3 protein-coding genes and 1 pseudogene are annotated in these 2,395 nt (G+C 64.0%); all 4 read right to left on the bottom strand.

The window, feature by feature from the left end; genetic code table 11:
• The coding region (locus tag AC1D1W_RS20510; RefSeq protein WP_476944678.1) for a polyphosphate kinase 2 family protein at positions 1-504 on the bottom strand (504 nt) is incomplete at its 3' end.
• 211 nt (positions 505-715) lie between these two features.
• Positions 716-1,483, bottom strand: a complete 768-nt coding sequence (locus tag AC1D1W_RS20505; protein ID WP_476944677.1) for an SDR family NAD(P)-dependent oxidoreductase — start codon at positions 1,481-1,483, stop codon at positions 716-718.
• A 206-nt stretch (positions 1,484-1,689) separates the two neighbouring features.
• Entirely contained in the window at positions 1,690-2,124 is a 435-nt protein-coding gene (locus tag AC1D1W_RS20500; RefSeq protein ID WP_476944676.1) for an SRPBCC family protein, read from the bottom strand.
• A 79-nt stretch (positions 2,125-2,203) separates the two neighbouring features.
• Positions 2,204-2,395, bottom strand: a pseudogene (locus tag AC1D1W_RS20495) (ArsR/SmtB family transcription factor); the annotation flags it as partial.

The raw sequence follows: 2,395 nt of genomic DNA, 5'->3' as shown, positions 1-2,395 counted from the left end.
CTCCACATTTGCCCGGTTGTACCAGGAGCGGTCGAACATCACGATCTCCCCGGCCGTGGGCAGGTGCTGGATGTAGCGCTGGAAATACCACTGGCCCAGTTCACGGTCAGAGGGTTTACTCAATGCCACTGCCCGGGCCGAGCGGGGATTCAGGTGCTCAGTGAAGCGCTTGATTGTTCCGCCCTTGCCGGCAGCATCCCGGCCCTCAAAGACGATCACGTGCCTGAGCTCCTGGTCCTGGCCCCAGTACTGGAACTTCAGCAGTTCAACCTGCAGCCGGTATTTCTCCAGCTCGTACTCTTCGCGGGACATCCGTTGCTCGTAGGGGTAGTCTTCCCGCCACGTCTGCACGGCCGAGCCGCCGGGGTGAATCAGTTCCGGATCTTCGCCTTGCCCCCCACGCACCGTGTACCCCATCTCCACCAGATGGTCGATGGCCTCACGCAGGTTTTCCCGGAGCCAGCCCTGGTCCTCGGGTGTCCACGTCCTGTCCGCCGGCGTCATCCCGGCCTCCTTCCGGCCCCCTCGAACCAGCTGCCGGACTTCCAGATGCCGGCGGTGTTCGATGCTCAACTGCGTTCATAGAATGCGACCAGCCTAAGCCGACAAGTGGAGCTCACGATAGGGACGGGCTGGGGGATACTTTGCGTCACCTGACCCGCCGGGCGGGACTACCTACCCGTGGGTGCCGGTGGGGCCGGTTCGATGCTTCGCTTCAGAAGAACGTGATGCCGGTGAGTTCGGCGAGTTTGTCGGTGAGCTTGTCCTGGAAATCAGCGTCGGTGACCTCCGGAGCCGGCTTCCGCGGCCGGCGGTGATGCCAGTACATTCCTGAGACCTGGACGGCGGGGTCAGGGCTGACGGCGAGCCAGCCCTGGGTGTCCTGGCCCATGGCGAGGTCGTCGGGGGCGCCGGCGCCGCCCATCTTGGTGGGCACCCAGCCGGGGTCAACGGAGTTGCTGAGCACGTCGGTCCACTGCCGGGCGACGGCAGCGGAGAGCGCGGAAACGTAGAGCTTGCTCTCGGAGTAGGCCGCGCTGGCGTCCCAGGGCCGTCGGGTCCAATCGATGTCCTGGAGGTTGCTGCTGGCCGCGCGGTGCATCCCGCTGCTGAGGTAGATCAGCCGGTGCGGCCGCTCGATCAGCGCGGTGAGAATGTAGGGCGCCAGAACGTTGACGGCCAGGGTGCGGGAGTGTCCCTCCGGGGTCGCGACTCGCCCCGGCGAGAGGTAGACGCCTGCGTTATGGATGACGGCGTCCATCCGCCCGTAAGCGTTCACCTGCGCCGCCAGTTCCCGGGTTTCGGAGGCCCTGCTGAGGTCACCGATCACGATGCCGATGGCAAGCGGCGCGAGTTCATCGAGGGAGGAGGCGCGTTCCCTGGAGCGGGCGTGCAGCAGGACCTCGTCGCCGCCGTTCAGGAGCGTCCGGGCGGTGGCGAGGCCAAGTCCGTCGGTAGAGCCTGTGATGAAAATGCGAGCCATGAGGATGGTCCTTTCTTCGCCGTTACCTTCCAGAAGCCGCGCATCATTCTGGTTTGATGCGCCCTGGTGGAACATCAGGGGGACGTTCTTCTTGGCTTTGGGCAAGAAGGACGCGATGTTCCCTTGCACATGAAGGTTGGTGCTTGCCACTTGATGGCTTCAGCTACGGACGGGCACACTCAAGAATGAACGCCCTGCGCCTTCATCTAGGCGGATTCGAGAACGTTCTTGAGATTGGTCAACTGAGCGACCTCGGCCTTCATGGTGCGGACAATCACCGGGCCCACGAGCTTCATGAGTCCCTTGGGCTCCAGGTCCAGGCTGAAACGAACAGTCGTTCCGCCCGGCGCTTCACTGAGCCGGTACGCACCGGCCGGACGGGCCGGACCGGCCACCACCTGGAAGCCCAGGAGCTTTCCGGGGTCCGCCGCGGTGATTTCGTAGTCCCCGACGATGGGCCGGCCACCGGGGYCCGAGAGAGTCTGGCTGTACACGGCACCGAGGTCCCCGGGTGTTCCACTCTTCAGTGTTATGTCCTGAACCCCGGAGCGCCATGCGCGGTTATTCAGTCCATCCGCGAGGAACGCATAGACGTCCTCCGGAGATCGGTTGATGGTGGTCTCGTTCTCGGCGTGAGCCATTGCTACCCCYACTGGTTTTAGTCCGGACGCATCCAGGCCGGTCGATCGATGTTGTCCATAGTCCGTAGTGCGCCGGTATTTAGCGGATTGCTTCTTCAGGCTCTTCAGCCATGGGGCTCAGGGTCATCCGGGTGGTGACCAGGAGAGATCCGAGCAGGGATCGGGCGGCCGCGAGCAGGACATTAACCTCAGGGCTGGCCAGTTCATAGAACAACCTGCCCTCGCGCCGTGAGGGGACAACCAGGCGCTGGCGGCGGAGAATGCTCAAATG

The organism is Arthrobacter sp. P1_B4 (genome assembly GCF_056406555.1).
The sequence above is the reverse complement of the archived record's forward strand: the minus strand, read 5'-3'. Positions and strand labels throughout refer to the sequence as shown.